The organism is Algibacter miyuki (genome assembly GCF_030409805.1).
GTDB lineage: Bacteria > Bacteroidota > Bacteroidia > Flavobacteriales > Flavobacteriaceae > Algibacter > Algibacter miyuki.
Genome location: NZ_JAUFQP010000007.1, coordinates 721,945 through 747,308 on the forward strand (window position 1 = coordinate 721,945; position 25,364 = coordinate 747,308).

Consider the following 25,364-nt stretch of genomic DNA (forward strand, 5'->3'; position numbering starts at 1 on the left):
TAAAGTTACTAGACTTCTTTTTAGTAAAAATAAAAGCGAAATAATGTATAAAACTCAAATATATAGGGGTTTAGTCGTGGAATGTTTAAACTATTGTAAAATAATCCCTTTTAGTAAGTTTGAAATGTTAAAAAAAATATAAAAAGTGTGTTGTTTGAAGCTGCACGGGGTATAAGCACCGATAGATTAAAAAACACCAATAAGAAATATCTTAATTAAAAATATAAACCATTGGTGTTTCTTGTTCTATTGGAAAAGCAGAAAAACCTTCCGTTTGTTGTTTACGTTATTTAAATTGAAAAACAGTTACGCCTAAAGGAGATAAAGTCACTTCGGCTGAAAAATCTCTACCGTTCCAAGTTTCTTTTTCTATCGCGATTTGCTTTTTGTTTGAAACGCCACTACCACCAAATTCTTTAGCATCACTATTAAAAATCTCCTTAAGTTTGCCTTTTATAGGTAAACCAATACGGTAGTTTTCTCTAATTGTTGGTGTTAAATTACAAACTACAACAACATCATCTTTGTCAATTTTGCCTTTACGAATGTATGATATTACGCAATTTTCATTGTCGTCATAGCTTATCCATTCAAAACCTTCACCCGAAAATGCTTTTTCGTACAAGGCAGGTGTAGAGGTGTATAATTTATTTAAAGATTTAAAGTAGTTTTGAAAGTCTTTATGAGAATCATATTGTAGTAAATCCCAATCTAAGCTACCTGCAAAATCCCACTCTTTGTACTGAGCAAATTCGCCACCCATAAAATTTAATTTTGTTCCAGGGTGTGTAAACATATAGCCGTAGAGCAAACGCAGGTTGGCAAAGCGTTGCCACTCGTCACCAGGCATACGTTCTAAAATCGATTTTTTGCCGTAAACCACTTCATCATGAGAAAGCGGCAGCATAAAGTTTTCTGAAAACGCATAAGCTAAACTAAAGGTGATATCATTTTGGTGAAATTTACGATACACGGGATCTTTAGCGAAATACTCTAAGGTATCGTGCATCCAACCCATCATCCATTTCATACCAAAACCTAAACCACCTAAAAACACAGGTTTTGAAACTCCTGGAAATGCCGTAGACTCTTCAGCAATGGTTTGTACATCAGGGAATGATGCGTATATTTCTTGGTTTAATTCTTTTAAGAAATCTACAGCGGCAAGGTTTTCTCGGCCACCATAAATGTTTGGTTCCCATTCGCCATCTTCACGCGAATAGTCTAAAAATAACATAGAAGCCACGGCATCAACACGTAAACCATCGGCATGGAACTGGTCCATCCAATACACGGCATTACTAATTAAAAATGATTTGACTTCGTTACGTTCGTAGTTAAAAATTAAACTTTTCCAGTCTTGATGATATCCTTTTCTAGGATCTGGATGTTCGTATAGATTTGACCCATCGAAAAAGCCTAAACCATGTGCATCTTCTGGGAAGTGCGATGGCACCCAATCCAGGATTAATCCAATATCATTTTGGTGTAATTTATCAACTAAATATTTAAATTCCTCTGGATATCCAAATCTAGACGATGGCGCAAAATAGCCGGTAAGTTGATAACCCCACGACGGATCGTAAGGAAACTCCATAATAGGCATAAGCTCTACGTGTGTGAAATTCATTTCTTTTACGTAGTTTACTAAATCGTCTGCCAATTCAAAATACGATAAAAAACGGTTTTCTTCAACTTGCTTTTTCCAAGATCCTAAATGAACTTCGTATACTGAATACGGCGCGTCTAAAGCGTTTTTTGCTTTACGCTTTTTCATCCAATCTTTATCTTTCCATTTGTAAGAATCGTCCCAAACAATAGAAGCTGTTTTTGGTGGGTGCTCGCAACGACGTGCGTATGGATCTGCTTTTTCAGTTTTTATATCGTTATTATTACTTTGGATTTTATATTTGTACGTGGTGCCTTTTCCAACAAGTGGAATAAAACCTTCCCAGATACCGCTAGAATCCCAACGAACATTTAATTGGTGCTCGCCTTCCATCCAGTAATTAAAATCACCAATTACAGAAACTTGCTTTGCAGTAGGTGCCCAAACGGCAAAATAAGTGCCTTCAATACCATCGACGGTAACTAGGTGCGACCCCATTTTTTCGTAAAGTCTGTAGTGCTTACCTCCTTTAAAGAGGTCGATGTCGAATTCGGTAAATAAACTATACGGTTTTACTTGTGCCATAAAATTTTAATGATTTATAATGTTAGAAATTCCTTTTAAAGGAATTACAGCCCATTTCGGGCGCGAATTAAGCTCGTAACCTAATTCGTAAACTGCTTTTTCTAATAAGCAGTATTTTAATATAAAAATGCGTTCTTGACTGTAACCAACGTTTAAATTGGCGTTTTGTGTTTTTTTAATATAAGTACCTAAAAACAAGTTGGTAATGTAACGGTATAATATTTCACCGGCTTTAAATAACGGTTCTTGTTCAGCAGGATACTCTGTTTTATTATTGAAAATAGTTGCATAAATAGCGTAATGAAACGACCTAAATAAACCTGCAACATCCTTTAGTGGTGGCTGTTTTACTTTTCGGTCTCTAATGGTGCTTTCTGGTTCGCCTTCAAAGTCGATAATGCAGAAATCATTATCGTTTACTAATATTTGTCCCAGGTGATAATCGCCATGAATACGGATGCGTTCACCTTTTAATTTGGTCCAATTGAAATCGATAAAACGTTTTCTAATATCATTTTTTTTATCAAGGAATTCCTTGGCTAAATCTACGGCCAAGCCTTCTAATTTATGGATGTTGTTTTCAACAATATTTAATCTGTTTTGAAATTGATGCAGCATTTTGTTTTTAAGCCAAACCTCGTAATCTCCGTTGTAATGTGCTGGTGTAAATGCGGTTTCTTCAAATTCAGAACCTAAAGCAATGTGCATTTCTGCGGTTCGTGTTGCTAAAGTTTGCACTTGCATAAATAAATTTAAACCTGCCCAATCTATAATTTGTGGCGGAATATCATTAATTTTTAAACGTTGATACAACGCAGTATTAGGCAAGGTATCAATACAAATATTTTTGTGCTCTAAATTTAAAAATACGTTGTGTAATTCCTTCAGAATAAAATCCCACGCATTACCGCTATTGGGCACCATATTTTGTAAAAGTCCGATGGTGATATTAACATGATCAGAATCTACTAAATTGATGCTTCCTAGATAGGATGGCGTGTTTTTAAATTCTTTTTTTTCTGATAAAAACCGGCTCATTTCGTAATCCGGATTTTTATCGGCAAAAATGCGTCTGAAAAACTTCAACACATATTGATCGTTGTAAATTAACGACGTATTGCTTTGTTCTATACCCATACACCGTGACGATTCGTACGTTTTATTTTCGAACAAATGGCTTTTATGGTATTGTACGGTGGTGGTGTCTTTGGGTTCGGCATTTGCAATACGTTTAAATACTAAGGCCCTAAAAGCCTCTAGGTTTATAGCATCAATAATGTATCCCGCATTTCCGTCAATTTCAATAGGAAGTATTCTTTCTTTTGGAGCAAAGTTTTCATCGGTTACAAAAGCAATCGGTAAAAAGTAATGCTGATAAAAAGCTTCAACAAAATTAACTTCTAAAATTAGACCATAATAAACTTCGCCTTCGTGCTGGATTTTAAAAAACTGCGCTAATTCAATGTATTTTAGCTGGCTTGATTTTCCTCCATACCAACGTTGCTTCACAATATAATCCTCTAAAACATCTGATAAAAACACTTTTACAAAGTCGTTATTATCAAGCAACGCTTCCCAGCTTTTATTAAATTGGAAAGGTTGTTTTAAAGTTGATATTGTAGCAGTTTCTGACATACTATTTATTTATCTTGAAAATATGAAAAGGCATTGTTGGATGTAATTCTACGTACGCCCATTCATTATTCCAATTGTAGCGACTATCGGTGATTAAATCGTGCATTTCTAGGTTGTGACCTTGATGTACGGCTAAATCTTGCAACGGAATCTGTACAGTGCCTTGTTGTGAGTTGTGCTCATCTAAACTGATAACCACTAGAATTTCGTTGGTACGATCATCATTCCATTTATAGAATGCTAATAAATTATCGTTTTCTATATAGCAAAATTTAATATTGTTGGTTTGCTGTAAAGCTGGATTATGATTTCTAATGAAATTGATTTTCGCAATAATCGTGATTAATTTATTTTGAATGTTCCAATCGTAATGAGTGATTTGGAATTTTTCAGAATTCAAATATTCTTCTTTTCCTAATAATGGATCTGATAACATATACTCGAAAACCGGTCCGTAAATACCGATACTAGAACTTAAAGTAGCTGCGAGTGCGTAACGTTGAATGTGTTTCGATTCGTTGGCTCCTTGCAAGTGATATGGGTTAATATCTGGTGTGTTTGGCCAAAAATTAGGTTGCATATACTCACTAAGTTCGCTAGTAGTTAACTCTTCAACATACTCGATAATCTCGTGTTTGCTTTCGCGCCAAGTAAAGTAAGTGTACGATTGTGTATAACCTTGTTTAGCTAGCTGTTTCATCACTTTTGGTGACGTAAAGGCTTCAGCTAAAAAGATAACATCGGGATGTTTTGCTTTTACTTCAGAAATGATCCAGTTCCAAAAATAGAACGGTTTCGTGTGCGGATTATCAACTCTAAAAGCTTTGATTCCACAATCTACCCAAAATAGCATGACGTCTAAACATTCGTTCCAAAGCGCTTTGTAATCTTCACTTTCCCAGTAAATAGGAAGAATGTCCTGGTATTTTTTTGGTGGATTTTCGGCATATTGTACCGTGCCATCTGGGCGCCACTTAAACCATTTTGGATGATCTTTTACCCAAGGATGATCTGGCGCTGCCTGTAAGGCGTAATCCATAGCAATTTCAAGGTTGTTATCTTTTGCGACTTGAATGAGGTGTTTAAAATCGTCTAAAGTGCCTAATTGTGGGTGAATATCTTTGTGGCCGCCATATTGCGAACCAACGCCCCAAGTAGAACCTACATCGCCATGTTTAGCTTCGGTAGTATTGTTTTTTCCTTTTCGGTTAACTTCTCCAATCGGATGTACGGGCGGTAAATAAACCACATCGAAGCCCATGTTTTTTACTCTTGGTAGTAAGCGTGCGCAGTCGTGAAATGTGCCATGTACATCTTTGTGTTCTGAAGTTGAACGTGGGAAAAACTCATACCAAGTACTAAAACGTGCACGTTTTCTATCGACATAAACTTGATATGTTTTCGATGTATTTGCTAATATTTTTATTGGGTTTGCAAAGAATATATCATAAAGACGTCCTTTTGCGGCTTCGGTAATAGCTTCACCGTATTGATTTTCATCTTTAAAAACACGGTATAAATGCTCTAGATATATTTTATCTTCGGTGTTTACTTTTTTAATAAGCGGTTCAATATATTCTGCACCTTCAAGTAATTCTGAAACTACGTGCTGGCCATCGTTTATCTTTCTTATTAGGCCATATCTCCAATTCAAGGCATAATCTACCCAAGCTTCCACTTTGTAGTCGTAAAGCCCTTGCTTTTCAACCGTGAAGTCAGCTCTCCATTCATCATTAGAGCTTAATACCATTCTGGTTTCTTGCCAGGTTTTATCGTTTTCGTGTTTGAATAGTACGGAAGCGCCTAAAACATCGTGACCATCGGCCATAATGTGAGCTTCTATATTTACTATTTCATTTACAACACGCTTAATGTAAAATTTGCCATCATTAACCGTTGGCGAAACATAGTCAATTACAACTCTTTTTTGATTTTGCATTATTTGCTTAATTATAAGGTAATCAATAGGTTATTGTTTAGCCACCTTTAGCTGCCAAATTCAATTTAGCAGCTAAAGTGGACTATTATTTTAGTGAATATAGCGTTTATAAAACGCGTTTTTTTATCATGTAATAACGTATCCGGAAGGAATTGTTGCTCCGTTTTTAACCACGACAATACCGTCTTTAATTAAGTAAGTATCGGTTTCTTTATCTGCTAGGTGTTTTCCTCCGTTAATTCTAACATCATCACCAATACGGCAGTTTTTGTCTAAAATACAGTTTTTAATAAAGCAGCGTTCTCCAATACCAGCGAGTACAGTTATTTTTTTAGATTCAATTTCTTCTAAAGATTCATAGTAATCACTACCCATCATATAGGTATTTATCACTGTTGATTCTTTACCTATTCTAGAACGAATACCAATAACTGATTTTTCTATTTTTGCAGCGCCAATAATACAACCCTCAGAAATTACGGCTTTATCTAAAACCGTTCCTGCTACTTTGGTCGTTGGTAACATTCTAGCATGCGTGTAAATACGTTTTTTTTCGTGGTATAAATCAAATTGAGGAATATCGTCGGTTAAGCCAAGGTTAGCTTCGAAAAACGAATCGATATTTCCAATATCTGTCCAATAGCCTTCATATTGGTAACTTAAGGTTTTATGGTCGTGGATAGATTGTGGGATAATTTCTTTACCAAAATCAATAGTATCCGGATCTTCCATTAGTTTGATTAGTAAATCTTTGTTGAAGACGTAAATCCCCATAGAAGCCAGGTAGTTTCGGTCTTGAGATTTCATTTCGTCACTAACTTCTGAAGTCCATTCTGGTAATAATTCTGCATCTGGTTTTTCAATGAAAGATGTAATTACGTTTTCATCATTAGCTTTAAGAATACCAAAAGACGTGGCGTCTTTAGCGTTAACCGGAATGGTTGCAATAGTAATTTCGGCACCAGCGGCTTCGTGAGCTTCAATCATTTTATCATAATCCATTTGGTATAATTGATCTCCCGATAAAATTAAAGCATACTCAAAATCGTAGCTTAAAAAGTGATGCATACTTTGTCTAACCGCATCGGCAGTACCTTGAAACCATGTTTTACTTTCTGGCGTTTGCTCGGCAGCTAATACATCAACAAATGCACTACTGAAAAAACTAAAGTGGTAGGTGTTTTTTATGTGTTTATTTAATGATGCTGAATTGAATTGTGTTAATACAAAGATGCGTTTAATGTCGGCATTGATACAGTTGGAAATTGGAATATCTACCAGTCTGTATTTTCCTGCAATAGGCACTGCGGGTTTAGATCTTCTGTCGGTTAATGGGTAGAGTCTAGATCCTTGGCCACCTCCTAAAACAATGGCTAAAACTTTGTCGTTTATCATCTGCTTTGGTTTTTTTTAGTTTTGTTATTTAATTAGTTATATCAATGACTTGTATAGTGTTTCTACTTGTTGTGCAATAGCTACCCAGTCGAAGTAATCTTCAACGCGTTTTCTTCCATTAGCCGCCATAGTTTCTCTTAAAGCTTTATCATTTATTACGGTATTTATGCCGTTTGCTAAATCTCTAGAAAATTTATCGGGATCAATGGGTTCAAAAGGTGCTTCGGTTTGTTGTTCTAACGGAATAAGTAGGCCGGTTTCGCCATGTACAACGACTTCTTTGATACCACCAACAGCACTGGCAACAACAGCTGTGTTACAGGCCATGGCTTCTATGTTTATAATTCCGAAAGGTTCGTAAATCGATGGGCAACAAAATACTTCAGCATGAGAATACAGTTGAATTATTTCTTCTTTGGTGACCATTTTATCAATCCAAATCACGTTTTTACGTGTCTTTTTAACTTCGTTTACGGCATCTTCCATTTCTTTTCCAATTTCTGGAGTATCGGGAGCGCCTGCACAAAGTACAATTTGCGTATCTGGATCTATATATTTAATAGCGTTTACAAGGTGAATAATTCCTTTTTGACGTGTAATTCTGCCTACAAAAAGGACATAAGGTTTTGTTTTATCTACTTGGTATTCGTCTAAAGTTGAGGTTGCTGTGGTTTCAACATATTGCTCTAGGTTTATGCCGTTGTAAATAACGTGTACCTTTTTTTCGTCAACATCAAAATGTTTTAAAACATCTTCTTTAGTTTCTTCAGAAACGGCGATAAGAGCATCGGCCATTTCAATGGCGGTTTTTTCTACCCATGATGAGGCATCATAACCACGACCTAATTGTTCGCGTTTCCAAGGGCGTAAAGGTTCTAAAGAATGCGTTGTAATAACTAAAGGTGTGCCGTAGCAAAGTTTGGCTACAATACCGGCAAAATGAGCATACCACGTATGGCAATGCACTACGTCGGCATCAATAGGTTCTGTATTCATTTGAATACAGGTGCTTAATGTTTTAAAAACCGATTTTAATTTATCGTCTGCACCATCGAAAACTGGGTTGTCAAACGGAAAACCTTTTACACTTAATTGATCTGTTTTAGAGTCTTGATCTCCAAAGCATCTCACATCTACTTTCATTAATTTAGCGAGCTCATCGGCTAAATATTCAACATGTACGCCTGCTCCTCCGTAGACATACGGTGGAAATTCTCTTGTGTAAAAAAGTGCTTTCATTTAGTTGTTTTTGTTGTTTTATTGTTAGTAGAAACATGGCGTATCAATAATTTTTTGGAGCAATTATGTTTTTGATTATGTTCATGTTTCTTGTTTAAATTGTTTCTAACTCATTTAATATCACATAAAACAACAACAATTAGATTGAATTATTAATTTTTTTAAATACTATTTTAAAAAAATATTAACATCATTTTATATGATATGTTTTGTTGCAAAAGAAACAAAACGACGTTCAGAATTTGAAAAATTGTTAGTAATTACTTTGTGAAAATTAAATAAATAACTCGAGTTTGTAATAGGTTAAACACGTTGATGTTATGTGTTGTTGCAAGTTTAATTAATAAAAAAAATTACTATGTTATAAACATACAAAATAATTGTTAACAAATTTGTTGATATAATATTTTTAAAGAAAAAAAGGTGTTATTGGTTTTAATCGAAATTATTAATAATAATTTTTGCTTAAAACGTATTAGACTTGCGAAATCGTGATTTTTATTCTTAAAAATATTTGAAATATGCTGTATTTTTAGTTAAAAATAAGAATAATTCAGTGTTTATGAAATTTTTAATATATGATAAAATGTAATATGGGTGTTGCGCTGTTTTGTAGGAAATAAAGGCATCATAAAAAAGAGCTATTCGGCCTTTTGTGATGTTTGGTTAGAGTGTTTTTCTTCGGAATAATTATCACCTTATCCAGAAAATTTCAAGGAGATATTGGAGCTTATTTTATGTAAAATGTATGAATTTTTAAAATTCATAATGTTGTTTTAGGCGATGTTAGTTATAGCGCTATTCTTACCGCTGTTATTTCTGCTGAAGTTGATGTTTAGGGTTAACTTATATTACGCGTTTAAAAGCGATAGATATGAGCTAATAAGAAGGTTTAGTTTGAAATTAAGGAAAGCAACCTAGATAAAAAAATGCTTGTAAAGAAAAAGACAGCATTAATGATTATCATTAATGCTGTCTTTTATATTTTAAATATACCTTTTTTTTAAAGGAATATTTAGTCGTTAAGCTTTAAAACAGCCATAAACGCTTGCTGAGGTATTTCTACGTTACCTACTTGACGCATACGTTTCTTACCTTTTTTCTGCTTTTCTAATAATTTTCTTTTACGAGAAATATCACCACCATAACATTTTGCTGTTACATCTTTACGAAGTGCTTTAATGGTTTCTCTCGAAATAATTTTAGCACCAACAGCAGCCTGAATTGGAATATCAAATTGTTGACGTGGAATAAGTTCTTTTAACTTCTCACACATTTTTTTACCAATATTTTGAGCGTTATCTGCATGAATTAAAGCTGAAAGCGCATCAACAGGAAGTGCATTTAATAAAATATCTAAACGTACTAATTTAGATGTTTTCATACCTATTGGATGGTAATCAAAAGAGGCATAACCTTTAGAAACCGTTTTTAAACGATCGTAAAAATCGAAAACAATTTCTGCTAAAGGCATTTCAAAAGTAAGTTCAACACGTTCTGGCGTTAAATAAGTTTGATTGATTACAATACCTCGTTTTTCAATACAAAGCGACATCACGTTACCAACAAAGTCAGATTTTGTAATAATAGTAGCTTTAATATAGGGTTCTTCAACACGGTTAACGGTAGAAGGATCGGGTAAATCCGATGGGTTGTTTACAATAAAGGCATCCTCAGGGTTTTTGTTTGTAAACGCGTGGTACGATACATTGGGAACAGTGGTAATAACCGTCATATCAAACTCACGTTCTAAACGTTCTTGGATAATTTCCATGTGTAGCATTCCTAAAAATCCGCAACGGAAACCAAAACCTAGTGCGGCAGAGCTTTCTGGAGCAAATACCAAAGAGGCATCGTTTAATTGAAGCTTTTCCATAGAGTTTCTAAGTTCTTCGTAATCTTCTGTGTCTACAGGGTAAATACCTGCAAATACCATTGGTTTTACGTCTTCAAAACCTTCAACAATATTGGTAGTTGGGTTAGCAAAATCGGTAATAGTATCTCCAACTTTAACTTCTTTAGCGGTTTTAATACCAGTAATTAAGTATCCAACATCGCCCGTTTTTACACTTTGTTTGGCAACTTGGGTTAGTTTTAAAGTTCCTACTTCGTCTGCATAATATTCTTTATCTGTAGCAACGAATTTAATTTTTTGTCCTTTTTTTATTTCACCATTAAAAACTCTAAAATAGGTTTCAATACCTCTAAAAGTATTGTAAACCGAGTCGAAAATTAAGGCTTGTAATGGCGCGTCTGGATCCCCTTTAGGTGCAGGAACACGATCGATAATGGCTTTTAGTATATTCTCTACTCCAAAACCTGTTTTTCCACTAGCGTGAATAACTTCTTCTGGGTCGCAGCCTAATAAATCTACAATATCATCGGTAACTTCTTCTGGGTTTGCACTTGGTAAATCTACCTTGTTTAACACTGGAATAATTTCTAAATCATTCTCTAAAGCCAAGTATAAGTTAGAAATGGTTTGCGCTTGGATGCTTTGTGCGGCATCAACAATAAGCAAAGCACCTTCACATGCTGCAATAGATCGAGACACTTCATAAGAGAAATCCACGTGACCGGGAGTGTCTATTAAATTTAATACATATTTTTCCCCATCTAACTCATAGTCCATTTGGATGGCATGCGATTTTATGGTAATACCACGTTCGCGCTCCAAATCCATACTATCAAGTAGTTGTGCTTGTTGTTCTCTGGCCGTTACCGAGCCTGTAAAGTCTAACAAACGGTCGGCAAGTGTGCTTTTTCCGTGATCGATGTGTGCAATAATGCAGAAGTTTCTAATGTTTTTCATATAAGGAATCTCTTCTAAAAAAGATTTGCAAAGATAGTTTAATTATTTAGCTAATAATAATGAGAACTCTTATTCATCTTCAATTTTTTTATGCGTTTTTAACCATTCTTCTCCTTTTTTGTCTAAGAAGAAATCCATCCACACATAATACATCACATCGTCCTCTTCTACGGTTACCGAATGGCTAGAGCCTAAAGGGATGTGAAGTAGCGCGTATTCTGGTAAAGCAACCTGGTCTTCATCGGCATAAACAATGGTATTATTTTCCGATAAGCTTAAAAATAATTGTTCTAACATGGGATGTTCGTGCGGGTCTACTTTGTCTGGGCCTTTAGTTTGCACGGTTCCCATAGCAATTCTTGGGATAATTTTGTTCGGCATAATGGTACGACTTACTGTATTCGGACTTTTTATAGGCTCGGTGTAAGGTTCGCAATCGGTGAATTTTGCATAATATACATTCTGTGTGTTTTCCGCAGGGAATTCTTTTAAATCTAATAGATCCTGGTCTGTTAATTTACTTGATATTTTCAAGTAATGTAACGTATCATTTTCCGTAGTTTTTACCTTAATAGTGCTAATAGCGTTAGGTAATAAAATGGTTTCCGGTACAATATCATAATTTTTATCGCCGGCTGTTACCTGGCCTTCGCCTTTAAAAAACAAGTAAATAGTTTTAAAACCGTCTTTTGTTTCGTCTAAAATGGCATTGCTGCTTGTTAAAGCTATCTGTTCTACAAAAATGCCTTTTATTTCATTTTCTAGAATTGGTTTAGTGTATTGTTGAACATTTTCAGGTAAATCTGTTTTCAGACTTTCCACAGGTATATTTTGTGCGTTTACTGTTGTAAATGATAAAAGTACAAGCGCAAAATATAATATGAATGATTGTTTTTTCATGTTTATCTATGTTTCGTTTAGTATTCGGTTAAAATACAATTATTATTTTAATTTGAAATAGGAGCGGAAACCTTTAGTTTTTATAGGTTTTACGACGTATTTACGAATGTGTTAAATTTTTTATTCTGAAGAAATAACGTTTTATAAAATATTGAAAATGAATGAAAACTCAGGGTGTTTTTCCTTTTGAAAAGGAAGATTTACTTCGGAATACTTCCGTTTTAAGATGTTTTAAACACCGTATTAATCAGCTTTTTCGTGAGCCTCTAAATCGGCTGTTAAATCTAATTTCCGGAATGAAGGTGAAACTAATCCTGTAGCAACAACAGTAAGTAGCGTCATGGTACCACCAAAAACAACAGCGGTTACGGCTCCGAAAAACTTAGCGGTAATTCCACTTTCAAAAGCGCCTAATTCATTTGAAGACCCTACAAACATTGAGTTTACCGATGATACACGTCCACGCATATGGTCGGGTGTTTTTATTTGAAGAATGGTTTGCCTTATCACCATAGATACACCATCGGTCATACCGCTGAAAAATAAAGCCATAACGGAAACCCAAAAAATAGAAGATAACCCAAACACAATAATGCAAACTCCAAAACCAAAAATAGCCGCTAGTAGTTTTAAACCGGCATTTTTACTTATCGGAATATAAGCCGTAACCAACATGGTTAGAAACGCACCAACAGCTGGTGCAGCACGCAAAACACCAAAACCTTCGCTACCTACTTTTAAAATATCTTGAGCAAAAACAGGAAGCAATGCAATGGCGCCGCCAAAAAGTACAGCAACCATATCTAAAGTCATAGCGCCTAAAATGGCTTTGGTTTTAAATACAAAATTGACACCTTCTTTTAAACTTTGAATAACGGGCTCTCCAATTTTCGGATTTAAGATAGGTTTACGTTTTATGTTTAATAGAATAAAAAAGGATAAAAGTACGAGTCCGAAAATAATGCATAACGACCAATGTACACCAATCCAACCGATGGAGAAGCCTCCAAAAGCAGGCCCTAAAACACCTGCCATTTGCCATGTAGAGCTGTTCCAAGTGGCGGCATTTGGATATATTTTTTTAGGAACAATTAATGCAACTAAGGAAAAAATGGTTGGTCCAAAAAAGGATCGTAAAAAACCTCCAAAAAAGACGAGAGCGTAAATGGAATATAAAATGGTTGTAGTGCTCCAATTGCCCACAACTTTATCCCATGTGAGTAAGAATAAACCAAAACTAATGAGTGAAAATGCGGCAATACATAGCGCTAAAAGGTTTCTTTTTTCTTTTTGATCTACAATATGCCCTGCAAAAAGTGCCATGGTAAAAGCTGGTATAATTTCCATTAAGCCAATAATACCAAGTGAAAGCGGATCTTTAGTAATGCTGTATACTTGCCACTCTATAACGATAAATTGCATAGACCAGCCAAAAACAAGTACAAAACGCACTAATAGAAATATGTTGAATTCTTTAATCCGCAGAGCGGCGTAAGGATCGGTTTTTGCCATGGTTATTATCTTGTTGAAAACTTGATTTTTGTTTTCAAATAAAGTTCAAACTTAAAAAAGTATAACTAATAAATTAATTATACTTTTTTAATGTTTTCCGAAAAGGCCTTTTTTAAGACTTAATATCGCGTAATTTCATTTGTAAACTCACATTGCCTTGCCATTCATTTTCATCTATAGAATAAACGGCTTTAAATGGTTTTCCTTCGGAAATAATATCAAATTTATCGCCCATACTAAAACCTATTCCAACCAGTTGTTCTGGAGCATCAGGATGTTTTGCTGTGAGTCTTAAATGTGTTTTATCGCCTCCAACACGTTTTCCGTAGCCGGTATCAACGAGGTTTTCGGTTAAAAATACGGGAGTCATATTATTAGGGCCGTAAGGCGCAAACTGTTTTAAAATTCTATTAAACTTAGAGTCTATCGTGCTTAATTCAATTTTGGCGTCAATTTTAATTTCTGGCGTTAATAAATCGCGATCTATGGTTTTAGACACTTCATCTTCAAAAGCTTTTTTAAAGGCTTCGTAATTTTCTTCTTTTAATGTTAATCCGGCAGCATATTTATGTCCTCCAAATTGTTCTATATGTTCGGAACAAGCTTCCAGGGCATTATAAACATCAAACCCTTTAACCGAGCGTGCTGAAGCCGCTAAAAATTCGCCACTTTTAGTAAAAACTAGAGTGGGTCTATAATAGGTTTCTGTTAAGCGAGACGCTACAATACCGATTACACCTTTGTGCCAAGTTTCATGATAAACTACGGTGGTTAAACGGTCTTGTTCTTTGTGTTCTATAATTTGCTTAAGTGCTTCTTCTGTTATTTTTTTGTCGGTTTCGCGTCTTTCCAGATTGTAATCGTTAATTTCTTCAGCATATTTTGTGGCTAAAGTTTCATCTTCTTCCGTTAATAAAGTAACGGCGTAATTACCATGTTTCATTCGGCCAGCAGCATTTATTCGTGGTGCGACTACAAAAACAACATCGGTAATGGTGAGCTCTGTTTTTTCAACTTGAGTTAAAATAGCTTTAATTCCAGGCCGCGGATTGGTGTTTATCACCTGCAGACCAAAATAGGCTAAAACGCGATTTTCTCCATCGATGGGCACAATATCGGCGCCAATGGCAGTAGCCACTAAATCTAAATATTCGGTTAAATCTGCGGCTGTTTTGCCTTCTTTTGAAGCTAAAGCTTCTATCAGTTTAAAACCTACACCGCAACCGCAGAGCTCTTTATATGGATACTCGCAGTCCTCTCTTTTAGGGTCTAAAACTGCTGAAGCCTCAGGTATTTGATCGCCCGGTCTGTGGTGATCGCAAATAATAAAATCGATGCCTAAACTTTTAGCATGGGCTACTTTTTCAACCGATTTAATACCGCAATCTAATGCAATGATTAGGGTGAAATTGTTTTCTAAAGCAAAATTGATGCCTTTATAAGATACACCATAACCTTCGTCGTAGCGGTTTGGAATATAGGTGTAAACTAAATTGTGTACCGATTTTAAGTACGTAGACATGAGGGCTACTGAGGTGGTTCCGTCAACATCATAATCGCCATAAACTAAAATGTTTTCGTTGTTTGCAATCGCTTTTTCAATACGTGCAACGGCTTTGTCCATGTCTTTCATTAAGAAAGGATCGTGCAATTCTTTTAAGCTAGGTCTGAAAAATTTTTTAGCATCTTCAAAAGTTTCTACACCGCGTTGTAATAATAACGTTGCTATTGTGGCATCAACTTGAAGTGCTTCTTGTAAGGCTTCTATTTTTTTAGTTTCGGGTTCTGTTTTTAGTGTCCAACGCATAGTTCTTAGGGAGTCAGAATTAAATGTATAACATTTAAAGTTAGGAGGTTAAAAATCAGTAAGTTATTTTTTATGAAACAGGGTTTCAACTTTCATTTCGGCAAACTGACGAAACATTTCCATAACGCCACAATATTTTTCAATCGATAAATCGACTGTTTTTTGAAGCTTTTTTTCATTTAAATCGCTACCATAAAAATGAAATTGCATGGTTACTTTATCGTAATATTTTGGATGTTCTTCGGTAAGATTAGCTTCGATTTCTATTTTAAAAGTGTCTACCTCAAGTTTCATTTTCTTAATTAACGAGGCTACATCAAGCCCAGAACAACCTGCTAAACCAGATAGCATTAATGCTTTTGGACGGTAACCTTCTCCTTTGCCGCCGTTTTCTTCGCCGGCATCTATAAATAAGTTGTGTCCAGATGGGTTTGTGCTTTCAAACTTCATTTCGCCCAACCAGGTTGTAGTGATAAGATTTTTCATTATTCTGAATTATTTTCTTCAAAAATACTATAAATAAACCTATTTGGAATATTAATATGAATTAATGAATTTTTACTCGATGGAAATAAAAAGGATGTTGATAGCTTATTCCGTAAGGTATTTTTGTTAAATTTATCATAATTAATCAAAACCAATTTTAATATGAGAAAAAAAACAACTCTAAACTTTCTTTTTTTCTTCGCAACTACTTTTTCATTATTATTTGCACAAAATTATAATGTAAATGGTGTGGTAACTGATGCTTCTGGCATGCCGTTACCGGGTGTGAACATAAAAATTAAAGGGACAAATTCGGGTGCGTCAACAGATTTTGACGGTATCTACAGTTTAAAGGCAGCAAAAGGTGATATTTTAATATTCTCGTTTGTGGGTTTTAAAACAACAGAAGCTACAGTGGTTAGTTCGAAATTAGATGTATCTCTATTAGAAGATGCGGGTAAATTAGACGAAGTGGTTATTACGGCTTTTGGTATAGCACAAAAAGAAAAATCTTTAGGATATTCCGTAACTCAAGTGAAAACGGAAGATCTTAATTTAACGGGGCAAAATGATGCGATGACGGCTTTACAAGGTCGTGTAGCAGGTTTACAAATTTCTCAAACTTCAGGAACGCCTGGTGGTGGTGTGGATATTTTAATTAGAGGGATGTCTTCTATGAATCCAAGTCAGAACAATCAACCGTTAATTGTTATCGATGGAGTTTCCATAAATAATGATACATTTTCTGGTAATATCTTGCCAACATCGGGAACTAATTCTGCGGGCTCTGATTCGCAATTTTCATTTTCAAATAGAGCGAGTGATATAAACCCAGAAGATATAGAAAGCTATAATGTACTAAAAGGGGCAGCAGCAACAGCGCTTTATGGTGTTAGAGCGGCAAGTGGTGCTATTATAATTACAACAAAAAAAGGGAAATTAGGAAAACCTAAAGTGGGGTTTTCTGCAAGTACAACGTTTAATACGGTTGCAACAACGCCAGGTATTCAGTCTACTTTTAGAGAAGGACGATATGGAGCGCCTTACAGAACGTACACGCCAGAAACAGATACAGGATTTACGGTTACAGGTGTTGGTAATTATAACGGACCAATGTCTTGGGGTGTTAGGTATACAGATGATTCTTATACGCATACCGACGGTACTGTTATTGATTTAAGTAACGACCGTTTTTACAATCCGTACGAATTGTTTAATACAGGAGTTTCGCATACCGAAAATTTTAATATTTCTGGTGCTGATGAGAAGTTTGATTACTATATGTCTATAGGAAATACGTCTTCGGATGGAACCTTACCTAATTCTGAATTTGCTAGAATTTCATCACGATTTAAAGCTGGGTATCAAGTTACCGACAACTTCAAAATTGGAGCAACCGTAAATTATTCAAACTCTAGTTCTACTAAAGCAACTGGTGGTGATAAATCGGTGATGAGTGCTTTAGGATGGTGGTCGCCTTCATTTCCTATTAACGATTATTTAAATCCAGACGGATCGCATCGCGCATTGTTTCCTGGTTTTATTGATAACCCGAGATATAACGCTTATATAAGCGCATTAACAGAGGATACCGATCGATGGGTTGGTAGTGTGAACCTAAACTGGAATCCGAAAGAATGGATAAATGTTAACTATACTGGGCAAATTGATAATTTTACAACATTGATAAATAGATTTGTTCCTGCCGATTTAGATGGAGGTTCTGGAGTAAACGGTTATATTGTTGATCAAAATTATATTTTTAAAGGTTTAGAATCTAATTTATTAGTAACACTTAGTCATGATTTTTCTGAAAAAGTAAGTAGTTCACTCTTATTAGGGCATTCTGTTTTAGATAATAAAAGAACAAGTTACAGAATGTATGGGCAAAGCTTAAATTTACCATATTTTAACCATATTAGTAATACTCAGGAAAACCAATCGATATCTAATTTTGTAACTCAAAAGCGACTTGTTGGGTTTTTTGGAGAACTTAAATTAAGTTATGATGATAAACTCTTTTTATCTGTAACAGGTCGTAATGATAATGATTCATCCTTACCAGCAGACAATAACTCTTACTTTTATCCATCGGCGAGTTTAGCTTATGATATGAAAGATGTTTTTGGAGATAGTAACGTGGTGTCTTTTGGTAAATTAAGAGCGTCTTACGCCGAGGTTGGTAATGGAACCACTTTTGGACAAGTTGGATTTTTTAATTATCCTGATCCTAATTTCCCTTGGGCAGGAACAGGTGGTTATGTGGCTGACAGATATGTTGGCGCGCCAGATTTAAAACCTGAACGCACCAAAGGTTACGAGTTAGGTTTAGATTTCCGTTTTCTTAAAAATCGTATTAGGTTAGATTATGCATATTACAACTCGAAAGTATATGATGCTATTTTTCCTGTAGGAACGGCGCCATCAACTGGTATTATTCAGTTTACTAGAAATGCAGGTATTTATCAAACTTACGGACACGAGTTGTTAATTAGTGGTGATATTATTAAAAATGACAACTTAAAATGGGAAATGATTTTCAACTTCGGAACAAATAGCGGAGAGGTAGTTGATTTACCTGAAGAAATTCCATTTTTAGATTTTGTAGACGATGTTACTGGAGCATATATTTATTTACAACCTAAAGAAGGTGATAAAATAGGAACACTATATGGTTATAAATGGAATAGAGTTGACGGTGAAGTTTTAATTAATGATGCCGGCTTGCCAACAACTAATTTTGATGAAAAAGTTATTGTTGGAGATGTTACTCCAGATTTTGTTACGTCTTTAGGTTCGAACATTAATTACAAAGGGTTTGGATTAAACTTTTTGTTTGAATGGAAAAAAGGAGGAGATAAATATACTTGGCAACGTTACCAAATGAATAGAGCAGGAACATCGGAATACACCATGCAGTTTAGAGAAAACGATACTTATGTTTTTGATGGTGTTATGGAAGATCCAGCAAATCCTGGGACTTATATAGAAAATAATACAGAAGTTGATTTTTCAGTAGAATCTGCCAATGGGTATCAGTTTTTTAACTTTACCTCTTTAGGTCGACGTAATTCGGAAGTGCTTTTACAAGATGCATCATGGGTTAAACTAAGAAATGTGGGGTTAACTTATAGCCTAAGCCGTGGTGTTTTAGATAAGTTAAATTTAGAGAGTGTAAAACTGTCAGCGAACTTAAGTAATGTACTAATTTGGACCCCTTTTGATGGTTTCGATCCAGAAGGCAGTGATTATGGTGCAGGTAGTAATAAATATGGTTTTACAGGTAGAGGAATACCTTTAACAGAAAACTATTCGTTTGGAGTAACAATTGGATTTTAAAAAAAGAACTATGAAAAAATATATAAAATACTTTTTATTTATAACAATGATCTCTGGTTTTTCTGGCTGCGATGAATATTTAGATGTCAATACGCCATCTGACGCTGTCCCTGTAGAAGACCTAGATATGAAAGACATTTTAGGGCCAACATTGTTTAATACCGTTTATGCGTATTACTATGCGGAATTATCATTATGTAACTACACGCAGTATTATGCCGGATATGGTACTGCGCCTGTGGTAGAATCTTTTAATTCTAGTACTTGGAGCAATATTTACACTAAGGTTTTGCCAAATATTGAAAACCTGAAAGAAAAAGCGATTGCACAAGATGCACCGCATTTTTTGGCAGTTGCTAAAATTATAACAGCAATGAATTTAAGTTTTGCAGTAGATAATTGGGATAATGTGCCTTACACGCAAGCAGGTAAGCCTTTTGAATTCCCTGCACCTGAATTTGATGATGGTGAGGTGGTTTATAATGATATGATTGTGTTGTTAGATGAGGCTATATCAGCGCTTTCGGGTGCTTCAAATCCGAAGTTTAATTTGAGTTCTGGCGATTTTATTTATAAGGGAGATGTGGCAAAGTGGATGCGTTTAGCGTACACTTTTAAAGCGCGTATGCAATTGCATATGATGAAAAACGGAGGTGTAACAGCAAGCGAGGTTTTAAGCTCAATTAATAATGGTTTTACTTCTAATTCAGATAATTTTAAACTGACTTACCCTGAAGGTGAATTAAATCCGTATTATGCCACTAATGTACAAGCTAGATCAACCTCCAATTATTTTCGTGCTCCAAACGATCAGTTGGTAAGTATGCTAAATGGCACAACATATCCGTTTGAAAGTGGCACGGTAGAAGTAGATCCACGATTACCAGCTATGTTCGTAAAGGAAATTGGTGTCAATGATCCAGCTCCAGATACCGATCCATGGCGTGGTTTTATGAACGGCGGAACAGGACAATCGTCCGACGGAGAAGCGGGAAATACCTATTATAAAGATGGTGGATATTACACCAAAGCAAGTGCGCCGCTAGAAGTGCTAACTTATGCTGAAGCGATGTTTATTAAAGCTGAAGCTGCGTTTTTAGCAAACGGAGGTACAACATCAAGTGCTGGTACAACTTCAGTAGCATACAACGCTTATCTTGCCGGAATTGAAGGCAGTATGGATCAAATAGGTGTAGATGGAACCGATTATTTAGCAGACACAGCGGTGGCAGTTGGAGAAGGTGGTTTAATGTTGAATCATATTATGAAAGAAAAATATATTGCAAACATTCATAATACGGAAACATGGAACGATTTTAGACGCTATAATTTCTCTGCAGATGTATTTAAAGGATTAGCATTGCGTTTGGAAGAAGATAATTCTGATAACGAATTTGCAGGCGAATGGATTCGAAGAATTTCTTATCCAACATCAGAATTGGATGCTAATTTTGATATTGTTAAAGCGAACGAGAAAACGCCGATAACACCTGTTTGGTGGGCTGAATAAACATTAAATAGTATAATAAAAAAAGCCGGGTAGATAATGTCTACTCGGCTTTTTTTTATTTCATTTGGTATGGTTTAACAATGGTGTGTTATGCGTTATTTAAAACCTCACAAAGCCTTAAAATATCAGTTTCCGTATGCGAAGCGCTAATTACAATACGGCTCATCATAGGTGAGTTTTCATCAGGATATCTAAAACTGGTTACTATTATACCATTGCTTTCTAGGTGATTATTCAGGTGTTCATCAGAAAAACTAAAGGCAGGATGACCAATCATATATTGAAATTTATCAAGTAAATTCAGGTTGTCTATAAAGAAATCAGTGTTATCTTTTAATTGTTTTCGTTTGATGTTATAAATCCCTTCGGAATGCAATAACGTGGCTAAATTTGCTGGAGATGCTGGGCTAGAGCCTCCAAAAAAAGCGGTATTTTCTAATGAAGAAATTCTGCTTTTACATCCAAAAATAGCACCCGCTTGAACGCCGAATCCTTTTCCTAAAGAAGCACAAACTATTAGTTCTTTTGGATTTAAATCTTTAATAGTTTTATAAATACCACCACCACGTTCACCAAGAATGCCGATGCCATGAGAGTCATCAACAACTAGAATAAGTTCTGAAAGTGGCAAGGTTTTTAAGCCTTCAAAATCCGGAAAATGACTTCCTGAAAAATCAACAGCATCTAAAAATACTACAGGTGTTTCGTCTGTTTTCAATTTTAAATGAAGATGCAATGCTTCTTTTAGGTCTTCGTACGTTGAAAACGATTGACTTTTATTTGATGATAATCTTAGTGCAGAATGCGTATTTGGAGCATAAAAAAAGGCATGATTGTTCGTGTTTAAACCATGAGCTACAAGTTGCCCTGCTAAATATCCCGAAGACATGCTAATACAGGCTTCACTACCAACCAGTTTAGATAAATATGTTTCAGCTTCATCATAAACAGCCATACGAATATTTGATTTTCGCGATGCGCCATAATTAGTGCCGTATTTTCTAATGTTTTCAATAAATATATTTTGAAAATCAACATCGGTTTGCAGTCCTAAATAGGCTGTTCCTCCAAAATAAATATAGGTTTTATTATGGATTGAAATATGATGTTCTGGAAAAGAATCAAGATAATGTGCCATTACTTCAAAGTTACACCGCTACCGCCTAAGGTTGGGAAAATCACCTTAGCATCAGGCTCGATTATCACACCGTTAGCAATATCTTCTTTAAGTAAAAGCGCACCGTCCATATCAACATAATCCAGTTGAGGTAGGAGTTGTGCGATGGCCGAAATGCCAACAGTAGATTCCGTCATACAGCCAACCATCACTTTTACACCCATGGCTTTACCCTTTCTTATCATGCGTAAAGCGGGTGTTAACCCACCGCATTTGGTAAGTTTTATATTAATGCCGTTAAAATGGTTTCCACAGGCTTCTACATCGCTTTCAAGAATACAGCTTTCATCTGCAATAACAGGTAAAACAGCATGTTTCATAACCTCCTTCATGCCTTCCCAATCGTTAGCTTTCAATGGTTGTTCTAAAAATTCAACGCCGAGCGCTTTTAAAAGTGGCGCATTCTTAATGGTTTCTTCGGCAGTCCATGCGCAATTGGCATCAATTCTAAATACGGCATCACTATGTTTTCTAAGAGCTTTTACAATGTTTACATCGTCGTCTGTACCTAATTTTATTTTATAAATTGGCCAAGGGGTTTCTTTCATTTTAGAGACCATCTCGTCGATGCTAGCAATACCAATGGTGTAATTTGTGGTAGGGAAGCTATCTAAATTTGTTCCCCAAATAGCGTAAAGTGGCTTGTTTTGAAGTTTTCCAAATAAATCGTGAGCTGCTAAATCTAAAGCGCAAATTGAAAAATTTGTCAATCCTTTTTCAACTAAAAAAGCATGAAAAACTTCGGGTGTTGTAAAGTTGAAATTTTCAATATCCTTTGAAATCGCATTAATTTCAGCAGTCATACTTTCAACAGTAATGTTGTAATATGGGTTTGAAGTCGCTTCTCCGTAACCTGTTTTTCCGTTAAGGCTAAGACAAGCAATTAAGCTCGGTTGTACATCGTGCGATTCTCTTGAAATGGTAAAAGTATGTCTGAGTTTAAGTTTGTAAGACTTTAATTCTATTTGCATGTATGGGGTTTTTAAAACTTAAATAAAGTTAGTAAAAATAATCTTCCTCGCTAATGCTTCATTATTTTATTTATAATTTTTTATAGTTGGGTTTGTTGATTATTTTAGGATATTATTCACTTTCTTTTGAAGTACCGGTAAAACTTCAGCCTTAAACCAAGGATTCTTAGTTAGCCAAAATCTATTTCTAGGTGAAGGATGTGGTAATGGCAAAAATTTGGGTAAATACGCTTGAAAATTATCAACAGTTTCGGTGAGGGTTTTTTTGGCGGTTTTTTCTAAGTAATATTTTTGAGCATACATGCCTATTAGAATAACGAGTTCAACATGTTTTAGTTCCTTAAATAGTGGTTCGTGCCATTGTGGAGCACATTCGGTTCGTGGTGGTAAATCACCAGTTTTTCCTTTTCCGGGATAACAAAACCCCATAGGAATAATGGCGAATTTGGTAGTGTCGTAAAAATCTTCAACAGAAATATTTAGCCATTTTCGAAGCTGTTTTCCGCTAGCATCATCCCAAGGAATTCCCGAAGCGTGAACTTTGGTACCTGGTGCTTGTCCAATAATAACAATTTTAGAATTTGGATGAGCAGAAACAACAGGCCTTGCACCTAAAGCTAAGTGCGGTTCGCAAAGGGTACATTGACTGATGTTGTTTAGTAATTCTTGCAGAACTGTTATTTTATGGTTAATGGAGTACCTTCAAAAGTTAATCCATCAAAACCTGTTTGCATAAAGTTTCTAATGTTTTGGTGTCCATCTCCATTTGGGGCTTTTAAAACATCTTCAAAATAATAAGACCCAAAACAAGCTAGAGTTTCTTCTTTTGTAAAACCTTCAGTTTTTGCAAATGCAAATAATTTACAGGAACCAGAATTTTCGCCAGCAGCATTTTCTAATACCCCGTTTTTAAAGGCTGTAGGGGTGAAATCGTAATAGTTTTCAATAATACTCATGGTTTCAGAAAACTCGATTTCGTTGGGTGTATTTCTTAGTTTGTTTTTAAAATTATCTTTAGTCATTAATTAGTCTTTTAACATTGTTTTTAAATCGTTTGTGTAAGAAGGGTAGGTAAATATATGTTTCTTTAATGCACTTACCGTTATTTTATTATTAATAGCCAAAGTTAAAATATTAATTGTTTCATTTGCCTCAGGACTTAAAATATGAGCTCCAACTATTTCGTCCGTACGTTCATTTACTAAAATTTTGTAGGCATAGGCGTCTTCATTTGATTTTTTAGCATTAAACCAATGTGATACATCTCCTTGATAAATTTTAATGTTTTTATACCGCTTTTTGGCTTCGGATTCAGAATAACCAACCGAGGCTAAATTGGGTTGGGTAAATACATTTGAAGGCACTAATGGGTTTTCGAATTTTTTAGATTTTTCCTTTATAATATTGTGTGCAACAATGTAGCCTTGCAAGCCAGAAAGAGGTGTTAAGGGCAGTGATTTACTAGATACATCTCCACAAGCATAAACCAACGGATTAGTTGTGCTTTGCAAATAAAAATCAACTTCAACTCCTGTGTCATTCGCTTCAATTGAAGCTAAACTTAAATCTAATTCTTCGATAGCAGGAATGCGGCCAGAGGTATTAAAAACTTGTCTTGATTTTATGGATTTTAGTGTTCCTTCGGAATCATAATTAACTTTGAAATTCTTTTTTAATTTCTCAATAGATTTTACATCTACATTAAATATAAATTCTACACCTTTAGTTTTTAATGATTTTACCAGTTTTTCAACTAAAAATGAATCGAATTGTGATAAGGCTTCCGAGTCTTTTTGAAGTATAGTTACTTTACATCCTAGAACAGAAAGCATGTAAGCAAACTCTAAACCGATGTAACCTGCTCCAATAAAAATAGCAGATTTAGGAACTTTTTTAAGATTCAGAACATCGTCACTTACTTTTAAAAATTTGTGTCCTTCGATATTTAATGGTCTTGGTATTTTTCCAGTAGCGATTACAAAATAATCTGCTGTAACATGTTTTCCTTCAACTTCCACTTTATTATTTGCGATAAATTTAGGAGATTGATGATACATGGATATCCCTAAGTCTGAAAGTGAATTTTCAGTACCCTTAGGAATTTTTTTAGTAAATTTTTTCTTGAAGGATTGCACATCTTTCCAGCTTATTTTAGGCGCTTTTTTGATACCTAATCCTGTTAATTGATTAGACTTATGGGCTAAATCGGAAAATTGTAATAATATTTTTTTTGGGTCGCAGCCCCTATTTGCGCAAGTGCCTCCAAAAGCTCTATTGTCGGAAATAGCAACTGAAAGCCCATTTTCACTACACAGTTTAGCGACGGTTTGGCCTGCTATTCCTGAGCCTATTACGAATACATCATAATGTTTAGATTTCATAAAAAAGAGATTAGACTTCTAACTTATTAAAACTTATAATAATGTATTGTTCTTAACGATTTAATAA

General features: G+C 35.1%; 17 protein-coding genes. 2 read left to right on the forward strand and 15 right to left on the reverse strand.

Features of this window, described 5'->3' with window-relative positions; all coding sequences use genetic code 11:
• Positions 1-286: 286 nt before the first annotated feature.
• The 10 genes from glgB to QWY92_RS06175 all read right to left on the reverse strand — a co-directional run bounded on the left by glgB (position 287) and on the right by QWY92_RS06175 (position 15,919).
• A complete protein-coding gene (gene glgB, locus QWY92_RS06130) occupies positions 287-2,194 on the reverse strand; it encodes a 1,4-alpha-glucan branching protein GlgB (protein ID WP_290269380.1) in 1,908 nt (635 codons plus the stop codon).
• Positions 2,195-2,200: 6 nt separating this feature from the next.
• A complete protein-coding gene (locus QWY92_RS06135) occupies positions 2,201-3,829 on the reverse strand; it encodes a trehalose synthase (RefSeq protein WP_290269382.1) in 1,629 nt (542 codons plus the stop codon).
• Between the two features lies 1 nt (position 3,830).
• Positions 3,831-5,768, reverse strand: a complete 1,938-nt coding sequence (locus tag QWY92_RS06140) for an alpha-1,4-glucan--maltose-1-phosphate maltosyltransferase (protein ID WP_290269384.1) — start codon at positions 5,766-5,768, stop codon at positions 3,831-3,833.
• Positions 5,769-5,894: 126 nt separating this feature from the next.
• Positions 5,895-7,163, reverse strand: coding sequence for a glucose-1-phosphate adenylyltransferase (locus tag QWY92_RS06145; RefSeq protein ID WP_290269386.1), 1,269 nt, complete (start codon positions 7,161-7,163; stop codon positions 5,895-5,897).
• A gap of 36 nt (positions 7,164-7,199) precedes the next feature.
• A complete protein-coding gene (glgA, locus tag QWY92_RS06150; protein ID WP_290269388.1) occupies positions 7,200-8,402 on the reverse strand; it encodes a glycogen synthase in 1,203 nt (400 codons plus the stop codon).
• Between the two features lie 1,015 nt (positions 8,403-9,417).
• Positions 9,418-11,214: a translation elongation factor 4 gene (lepA, locus tag QWY92_RS06155; RefSeq protein ID WP_290269390.1), complete on the reverse strand. Its 1,797-nt coding sequence runs from the start codon at positions 11,212-11,214 to the stop codon at positions 9,418-9,420.
• Positions 11,215-11,283: 69 nt separating this feature from the next.
• Complete coding sequence (locus QWY92_RS06160; protein ID WP_290269392.1) at positions 11,284-12,114, reverse strand: cupin domain-containing protein; 831 nt, start codon at positions 12,112-12,114, stop codon at positions 11,284-11,286.
• Between the two features lie 243 nt (positions 12,115-12,357).
• Positions 12,358-13,626 (reverse strand): MFS transporter, encoded by a 1,269-nt coding sequence (locus QWY92_RS06165; RefSeq protein WP_290269394.1) that lies wholly within the window; start codon positions 13,624-13,626, stop codon positions 12,358-12,360.
• A 112-nt stretch (positions 13,627-13,738) separates the two neighbouring features.
• On the reverse strand, positions 13,739-15,433 hold the full coding sequence (gene recJ / locus QWY92_RS06170; protein ID WP_290269396.1) for a single-stranded-DNA-specific exonuclease RecJ: 1,695 nt from the start codon (positions 15,431-15,433) through the stop codon (positions 13,739-13,741).
• A 63-nt stretch (positions 15,434-15,496) separates the two neighbouring features.
• Positions 15,497-15,919, reverse strand: coding sequence for an OsmC family protein (locus QWY92_RS06175; RefSeq protein WP_290269397.1), 423 nt, complete (start codon positions 15,917-15,919; stop codon positions 15,497-15,499).
• Positions 15,920-16,081: 162 nt separating this feature from the next.
• On the opposite strand from QWY92_RS06175, the gene QWY92_RS06180 reads away from it, so the two are divergent.
• Positions 16,082-19,258 (forward strand): SusC/RagA family TonB-linked outer membrane protein, encoded by a 3,177-nt coding sequence (locus QWY92_RS06180; RefSeq protein WP_290269399.1) that lies wholly within the window; start codon positions 16,082-16,084, stop codon positions 19,256-19,258.
• Positions 19,259-19,268: 10 nt separating this feature from the next.
• Complete coding sequence (locus QWY92_RS06185) at positions 19,269-20,768, forward strand: SusD/RagB family nutrient-binding outer membrane lipoprotein (protein WP_290269400.1); 1,500 nt, start codon at positions 19,269-19,271, stop codon at positions 20,766-20,768.
• An 88-nt stretch (positions 20,769-20,856) separates the two neighbouring features.
• Here QWY92_RS06185 and QWY92_RS06190 read toward each other — a convergent pair whose 3' ends face one another.
• The 5 genes from QWY92_RS06190 to QWY92_RS06210 form a co-directional block, all read right to left on the reverse strand.
• Positions 20,857-21,906 carry an aminotransferase class I/II-fold pyridoxal phosphate-dependent enzyme gene (locus QWY92_RS06190; protein ID WP_290269403.1) on the reverse strand — a complete coding sequence of 350 codons (1,050 nt, stop codon included), beginning with the start codon at positions 21,904-21,906 and terminating at the stop codon, positions 20,857-20,859.
• On the reverse strand, positions 21,906-22,916 hold the full coding sequence (locus QWY92_RS06195) for a dipeptide epimerase (protein WP_290269405.1): 1,011 nt from the start codon (positions 22,914-22,916) through the stop codon (positions 21,906-21,908). The genes QWY92_RS06190 and QWY92_RS06195 overlap by 1 nt, the downstream gene beginning before the upstream one ends.
• Before the next feature lie 99 nt (positions 22,917-23,015).
• The gene (locus QWY92_RS06200) at positions 23,016-23,588 is read right to left on the reverse strand and encodes a uracil-DNA glycosylase family protein (RefSeq protein ID WP_290269999.1); all 573 of its coding nucleotides are present in this window, start codon (positions 23,586-23,588) and stop codon (positions 23,016-23,018) included.
• A 5-nt stretch (positions 23,589-23,593) separates the two neighbouring features.
• Positions 23,594-23,938 carry a HopJ type III effector protein gene (locus tag QWY92_RS06205; protein ID WP_290269407.1) on the reverse strand — a complete coding sequence of 115 codons (345 nt, stop codon included), beginning with the start codon at positions 23,936-23,938 and terminating at the stop codon, positions 23,594-23,596.
• A gap of 3 nt (positions 23,939-23,941) precedes the next feature.
• On the reverse strand, positions 23,942-25,297 hold the full coding sequence (locus tag QWY92_RS06210) for a dihydrolipoyl dehydrogenase family protein (protein WP_290269410.1): 1,356 nt from the start codon (positions 25,295-25,297) through the stop codon (positions 23,942-23,944).
• Positions 25,298-25,364: the final 67 nt, after the last annotated feature.